General features: G+C 33.0%; 7 protein-coding genes. 4 read left to right on the top strand and 3 right to left on the bottom strand.

The features are described from left to right. Positions 1-153: 153 nt before the first annotated feature. Positions 154-1,347: an efflux RND transporter periplasmic adaptor subunit gene (locus A9G48_RS00305; RefSeq protein ID WP_051825425.1), complete on the top strand. Its 1,194-nt coding sequence runs from the start codon at positions 154-156 to the stop codon at positions 1,345-1,347. Continuing rightward, entirely contained in the window at positions 1,319-3,316 is a 1,998-nt protein-coding gene (locus A9G48_RS00310; protein ID WP_237745941.1) for a MacB family efflux pump subunit, read from the top strand. Before A9G48_RS00305 ends, A9G48_RS00310 begins: the two co-directional genes overlap by 29 nt. Positions 3,317-3,503: 187 nt before the next feature. On the opposite strand, the gene A9G48_RS00315 is transcribed toward A9G48_RS00310, so the two are convergent. Together A9G48_RS00315 and A9G48_RS00320 are read right to left on the bottom strand one after the other, a co-directional pair. Next, positions 3,504-4,202, bottom strand: a complete 699-nt coding sequence (locus A9G48_RS00315) for a DsbA family protein (RefSeq protein ID WP_081295294.1) — start codon at positions 4,200-4,202, stop codon at positions 3,504-3,506. A 13-nt stretch (positions 4,203-4,215) separates the two neighbouring features. Next, positions 4,216-4,485, bottom strand: coding sequence for a YihD family protein (locus A9G48_RS00320; RefSeq protein ID WP_034947876.1), 270 nt, complete (start codon positions 4,483-4,485; stop codon positions 4,216-4,218). Between the two features lie 153 nt (positions 4,486-4,638). Here A9G48_RS00320 and mobA point away from each other — a divergent pair, with 153 nt between their 5' ends. Beyond that, complete coding sequence (mobA, locus tag A9G48_RS00325) at positions 4,639-5,232, top strand: molybdenum cofactor guanylyltransferase MobA (protein ID WP_034947878.1); 594 nt, start codon at positions 4,639-4,641, stop codon at positions 5,230-5,232. Between the two features lie 19 nt (positions 5,233-5,251). Here the strand turns inward: mobA and A9G48_RS00330 are convergent, their stop codons facing one another. Continuing rightward, on the bottom strand, positions 5,252-6,280 hold the full coding sequence (locus A9G48_RS00330; RefSeq protein ID WP_034947881.1) for a threonine aldolase family protein: 1,029 nt from the start codon (positions 6,278-6,280) through the stop codon (positions 5,252-5,254). Between the two features lie 84 nt (positions 6,281-6,364). Here A9G48_RS00330 and mobB point away from each other — a divergent pair, with 84 nt between their 5' ends. Continuing rightward, positions 6,365-6,859 (top strand): molybdopterin-guanine dinucleotide biosynthesis protein B, encoded by a 495-nt coding sequence (mobB, locus tag A9G48_RS00335; protein ID WP_034947884.1) that lies wholly within the window; start codon positions 6,365-6,367, stop codon positions 6,857-6,859. Positions 6,860-6,980 lie beyond the last annotated feature (121 nt).

A 6,980-nucleotide genomic window follows, 5' to 3' on the forward strand; every position in this document is an offset into this window, starting at 1 on the left:
AGTTTGAATGTGGATTTTCAGATAAATTTTAAATAAATTGTGCTAGTTAATTTTCGTAATTATTACAATTTATTAAGAATAGTTATCAATGCCAACTAATTTATTACTATACAATGCTAACATAATAGCAAAAAAATTAAAGGATGAAAAAGGTTGTTAAAATTTATTAAATTTAAATATATAGTTGTGGCAATCATTATTATTGCAATCATACATTTTGCATATTTAATTATTTCCCCTTCAGAATCGACGATTAATTATATTACCTCACCGGTTACCAAAGGTAATATTGAGAAAACGGTATTAGCCGATGGTACTATTAGTGCTTTTAAACAAGTTAGCGTAGGGGCACAAGTTTCTGGACAAATTAAAAAACTTTATGTTGAGTTGGGCGATGAAGTTAAACAAGGCGATATGATTGCTGAGATTGACGATCTTAAACAAAGCAATGATTTAAAACAATCTGAAGCTTCACTTAATAGTTTAGAGGCACAACGTCAAGCAAAAAAAGCGAGATTAGTTAACTATCAGTTAACCTATGATCGCCAGTACAAACTCGTTCATAAAGGCGTTGGCATTCAATCGGATTTAGATGCGGCAAAAGCCGAACTTGATGCAATCAAAGCCGATATTGCAGCACTTGATGCTGATATTGTTAAAGCACAAATTGCTGTCGATACCGCCAAGGTTAATTTGGGATATACTAAAATTCGCTCTCCCATTGATGGAGTGATTGTTGCAATTCCAGTCAATGAAGGGCAAACGGTTAACTCTGTTCAAAGTGCACCAACTATTGTTAAAGTCGCACAGCTTGATAAAATGACTATTGAAGCGCAAATTTCTGAAGCCGATGTGATCAATGTAAAAAAAGGAATGCCTGTTTACTTTACCATTTTAGGTCAACCTAATAGACGTTTTGATGGTTTAACACTAAGGGCTATAGAGCCTGCACCTGACTCAATTAATACCGAAACAACCTCGTCAAGCTCATTATCAACAACAAAAAGCGCAATTTATTATAATGGACTATTTGATGTAGATAATCCTGACCATGTTTTAAGAATTTCAATGACAGCGCAAGTTTATATTGTCTTGTCTGAGGCAAAAGATGTACTAACCATTCCATCTCAAGCAATTCAAAAAAAATTAGGTAATAATAAAGCCATTATTTACCTATTAAATAAACATAATGATATCGAAGAACACGAAGTTACTTTGGGTATCGATAATAATGTCAATGTTGAAATAAAATCGGGGATTAAAGAGGGTGATATGGTTGTGGTCAGTGGCACTAATGGTGCTTCACTAGGTGTTAATAATGCAAGAGCCCCAAGGATTCGATTCTAATATGGTCAATAATATACCTCTTATTAAGCTTGAGAATATTGTTCGTGAATTTCCAGCAGGCGATTCAACCATACAGGTTCTTAAAAGCATAAATCTGACAATTAATGCGGGTGAAATGGTGGCGATTATTGGTGCATCAGGATCGGGTAAATCCACTTTGATGAATATTCTAGGCTGTTTAGATAAACCGACCTTAGGCACTTATTCCATTGGAGGGCGCACAACAAGTCAATTGTCACCTGATGAGTTAGCTCAATTACGCCGTGAGCATTTTGGTTTTATCTTTCAACGTTACCATTTATTAAATGCATTAACCGCACAAGGCAATGTAGAAATCCCTGCTATTTATGCTGGTGTTACCAATGAACAACGTCAAAAAAGAGCGAACGAAATTTTAACACGATTAGGTCTTGCCGAAAAAATAGACAGCAAACCTAACCAGTTATCTGGAGGGCAACAACAGCGAGTCAGTATTGCTAGAGCTTTAATTAACGGTGGACAAATCATTTTAGCTGATGAACCAACAGGAGCACTCGACCGCAAAAGTGGTTTAGAAGTAATGGCTATATTACAAGAATTACATCAACAAGGTCACACAGTTATTATTGTTACCCACGATTCAAATATTGCCCAAAGTGCCCAAAGGATTGTTGAAATTAGTGACGGTAATATCATTTCTGATTCTATTAACCTTAATTATCAATCTGAACAAAATGATAATCGGCAAGTTAAGCAAATCGAAGCAACCAGAACTCAAGATAATCTACTGGCAAAATATTACCGTTTTCGAGATGCTTTTAAAATGGCTATGTTATCAATGCGTTCGCAGCGATTACGGACCTTTTTAACCATGTTAGGCATAATTATTGGTATTGCCTCGGTAGTCTCTGTTGTTGCATTAGGACAAGGTACAAAGCAAAAAATTTTATCTAACATTAACTCGTTAGGAACTAGCACGTTAGAAATCTATGCAGGATCGGGATTTGGTGATCGTAATGCGGATAAAATTACTACATTACGCTCATCTGATGCCGATTTTTTGGCTCAACAAAGTTTTGTTCACAGCACCACGCCAAACCTTTCTACGGGTGTTTATTTTCGAATTAACAATTTAGCTGTGACAGGAACAGTAAATGGTGTTGGAGAGCAATTCTTTGCAGTTCGTGGTTATACGATTTCTCAAGGAAAATCGTTTGATGCAACAAGTATTATTACTTCAGCACAAGATGCAGTAATTGATGAAAATACCGTTAAGCGACTATTTGCAGATCAAAACCCTATTGGAAAAATTTTAATGGCCGGTCAATTACCCGTAAGAATCATTGGCGTTGCCACTAAACAACAACAAGGGTTTGGTAGTAATGAAAACTTGAATATTTGGTTACCTTATACCACTGTGATTAATCGTATGGTGGGTCAAACTTCGTTAAAAAGCATCACAGTACGGGTTAAAGATAATGTCGATTTATCAATTGCAGAACAAGCTATCAATCAAATTATGTTAAAACGACATGGAACAAAAGATTTTTTTATTTTTAACTCAGACAATATACGAGAAACCATTAACTCATCAGCTTGGGTTATGACACTCTTGGTTTCGGCTATTGCACTCATTTCACTTATTGTTGGTGGCATTGGGGTGATGAATATTATGCTAGTATCGGTCGCAGAAAGAACACGAGAAATTGGCGTACGTATGGCTGTTGGTGCTCGGTCAAGTGACATATTACAGCAATTTTTAATTGAAGCTGTATTAGTATGTTTAATTGGCGGAACAATAGGTATTATACTCTCGTTTGCTATTGGATTTATTTTTAATTCTGTTGTTACATCATTTGCAATGAATTTCTCTGCAACAGCTATTGTAGCGGCATTTAGTTTCTCAAGTATAATTGGTATTATTTTTGGTTATTTCCCTGCTAGACGCGCAGCACAATTAGATCCTATTTATGCCTTAGAACGTGAATGATAGCTTAATAAAATTTAAATCCCTTTGTATTATATGATTGTATAAAGGGATTTAAATTTTTAATGAAATAAATATTAATGTTATCATTGGATAATGAGTTTTTCTAATATGAGCATGGCTTTCAAGAACAGCTCAATATCAAGGATAATCATTAACAAAGTAAACTATTTTTGTTTTGAATATTCTTTTATTTTTTATTTGGATCTAAGCCAATAAGAAACGATGTTACTCTAGCGTAATCTTTTATAAATGCTTCCTCACTTGAAGAATCAAGCCCTTGTGTGTTAATGTAAAACTTACGGTTTACAATAACTGTCGGAATGCTCTTTGGTTGTAGCTCTTTAATAGCAGTAGCCTGCTGTGCCATAAAAGCTTTTACTAAAAAGCTGTTTTTAGTTTTATCATAAGTTTCACCGTCAATCCCTAACTTAGCAAAAACAGTTTTGATATCATCAGCCGTTTTTATTGAATGATCTTTCTGGATTGCATAATAGAGGGCTTGTGATGCCTTATCTTCAATACCAAGTATATTTGAAATCGCCCATGCTTGAGCAAGATCTTTTGCCAGTGGACCAAAATCTTCTAAATGATAACGTTTAATTTTTATACCCTCAGGTAAACTATCATCAATAATTTTGGTAGCATGATATTGTGTTTCAAATCTAAAACAACTAGGGCAATTAAATGAAAAAAACTCGATCACTTCTTTATCGGGTGATGGGGAAGTAGGTAATGTAATATATTGTTTACCTGCTTCAATTGGTGCTGATGAAGTTGTAATGGCTACTGTTTGTAATGCTTCAGATTTTAATTCTTTTTTTGTTTCTTCTGCAAAACTACTTGCAGATGATAGTAATATTCCCATAACAATGAGCGTTTTTTTCATATAACAATTCTCCTTATTCTTTAATAATCCCGCGAGCTTTTAAAAGCGCGGTTTTAAAATCATCTTCATAATCTTTTTTCAATCCCGGGATAACTTCATTTTTATCCGAACCGCGCATTTTTAAATGATAAATTAAAACTTCATCACTAAGATCTTTTAATTCGCCTTCAAAACCAGCTTCTTGCCCAAGCTTATCTAAAAACTGTAATAAGTTAAAATCAGAATCATTTTCCCAAGCTGGCTGTAATAGCTCCATTACTTCATCAATACGATGACATTTCATAATCAATACCTTTTTTAAGCCTTTAACAGTGTTGAAGGTGATAATTTACTTTAGACATATATCTAAAAAAAAATTATTTTCTGCAACTTGAAATAACTTTGTTATATAGTAATGTTATTTTGTTTTTTCGCAATGTAAAAAGAGAAATAATTCATGAAAAAATTGTCCATTACTGCGATCATTTTAGCCGGAGGAAGAAGTACAAGAATGCAGGGGGAAGATAAAGGCTTATTGTTATTAAAGGGAAAACCACTTTATCAGCACGTAATTGACCGTATAAAACCTCAAGTTGATTTGATTATGATTAACTGTAATCGACATTTTACACAATACCAACTTGCTGGTTATCCTATATTTTCTGATGATTTATCGGGTAATTTAGGGCCACTCGCAGGTATCTATAGTGGGTTATTGCATAGTACAACTGATTGGAATTTATTTGTTAGTTGTGATACCCCTTATTTACCCAATGATTTAATCCTACGTTTAGGAAAACATATAGATACTCATAAAGCTATTTATCCATTTGATAATGAATATAACCACCCAACCATTTTATTGATTCATAAAGTAGTATTAGCCCCGCTTAAAGCTTTCTTAGAAAAAGGTGAGCGTAAACTAATGTTGTTTCTAGAAGAAATCAATGCTATTGCGGTTGATTTTAGTGATAATTCTACTTGTTTTATCAATATCAATACGCCACAAATGCTTGAAAAGGTAAATCAAATAGACGTATTGATAAGTTAATAGATTAAATATTACAATTTTATTTAATCCATTTTTTCATCTGTTTAGCGAAATTATCTATTTCTGCATCTTGGGTTGCCCATGAAGTACAAAATCTTAAACAAATATGTTTATTGTCTGTTTGCCCAAGATTATCGACTGAGTAATAATCCAATATTTTTTTCGCAACTTTATTAGGAAAATTGACAAACAACTGGTTAGTTTGTGGTTTAGCTTTAAAAGTCAAACCTGCATTTTCAAATAGTGTTTTTAGCTTATCGGCCATGTCATTACTTTGTTTGCCAAGTTTAATATATAGATTATTTTGCATCAGGGTATTCATTTGTACACCAACAATCCAACTTTTAGCAAGAATTGCTCCTTTTTGTTTCATACTAAATCGGAAGCCTTGATTAATCGACAGGTTATTAAATACCAGCGCTTCACCAGCAAAAGCCCCTACTTTAGTACCGCCTATATAAAATACATCTGTATATTTAGCTAAATCAGGAAAGGTTATATCGTTATCCTTTGACGCTAATGCCATTGCTAACCGTGCTCCATCTAAATAAAGATAGAGATGGTTATTTTGACAAAACTGATATAACTTTTTGAGTTCTTGTTTGCTATAAATTGTGCCAAGTTCTGTCGTATTTGAGATATAAATTAACTTAGGTTGTACCATATGCTCATCACTATGGTGTTTTAAAATTGGCTTAATTAATTCAGGTGTTAATTTTCCATCTTCTGTTTTTACAGTAAGTACTTTATGCCCTGTTGCCTCGATTGCACCTGCCTCGTGCACATTAATATGTCCACTTTCAGTTGAAATTACAGCTTGATAGGGTCTTAAAATATGAGAAATTACCGTTAAATTAGTAATAGTTCCACCATGCATAAAATGAATGTCTGCATAAGGTGATTTTAATGTTTTTTTTATATTATCTTTTGCTTGTTCACAGTAATAATCTAACCCATAGCCACTTAATTTTTTATGAGTAATATCAATAAAGTCTTTAAGTAAATCTGGATGCATAGTTTGGTTATAATCATTCAAAAAATCATACATATCATTACCTTTATTCAAACCATTTTGTATAAAATAATGTAATATCAATTTTACTACAATATAACATGTTAAGGCAGAGCGTTTATGAACAATAGAAAAATTATTGGAATTAGTGGTTACAGTGGTAGCGGTAAGACAACATTACTAAAGAAAATCATCCCATTATTGATTAAACAAGATTTCAAAGTTGGTATATTAAAGCATGCTCACCACAATATTGAAGTAGATATTCCGGGTAAAGATAGCTATGAACTGCGTAAAGCAGGGGCATCACAAACAATTATTGCATGTGATAATCGTTATGCATTAATTGAAGAGACACCCAATAATCCAACCGATTTACAAATGCTGATTAATCAGTTTACTAATGTTGATATTATATTAGTGGAAGGATTTAAAGAAGAAAATATACCCAAAATTATCTGCCATAGAAGCACAATTCAAAAGCCACTTTATATGGATCAGTTTACGATAGCTATTGCATGTGACGAACCATTAAATTCTTCCATTAAAGAACTTGATCTGAATCAGCCAATTAAAGTTGTAGAGTTTTTAAAGAACTTTTTATATCTTAATTGAGATTTTTAATAACGTCATTAATCCTAACTATATTAAAGACATTTTGCGTTTAATTTATCTGACAAAGAAAGATGTTTAAGCCTGTTTTATGTTCAGCAAATAAAAAATTAATTTAATAAAA

Source organism: Gilliamella sp. wkB18 (assembly GCF_001690875.1).
Taxonomy (GTDB): Bacteria; Pseudomonadota; Gammaproteobacteria; order Enterobacterales; family Orbaceae; genus Gilliamella; species Gilliamella apicola_A.

Coding starts and splice junctions, on each gene's coding strand:
- A9G48_RS00310 (WP_237745941.1), top strand. CDS start 1,319: ATGCAAGAGCCCCAAGGATTCGATTCTAATATGGTCAATAATATACCT.
- A9G48_RS00315 (WP_081295294.1), bottom strand. CDS start 4,202: ATGAAAAAAACGCTCATTGTTATGGGAATATTACTATCATCTGCAAGT.
- A9G48_RS00320 (WP_034947876.1), bottom strand. CDS start 4,485: ATGAAATGTCATCGTATTGATGAAGTAATGGAGCTATTACAGCCAGCT.
- mobA (WP_034947878.1), top strand. CDS start 4,639: ATGAAAAAATTGTCCATTACTGCGATCATTTTAGCCGGAGGAAGAAGT.
- A9G48_RS00330 (WP_034947881.1), bottom strand. CDS start 6,280: ATGTATGATTTTTTGAATGATTATAACCAAACTATGCATCCAGATTTA.
- mobB (WP_034947884.1), top strand. CDS start 6,365: ATGAACAATAGAAAAATTATTGGAATTAGTGGTTACAGTGGTAGCGGT.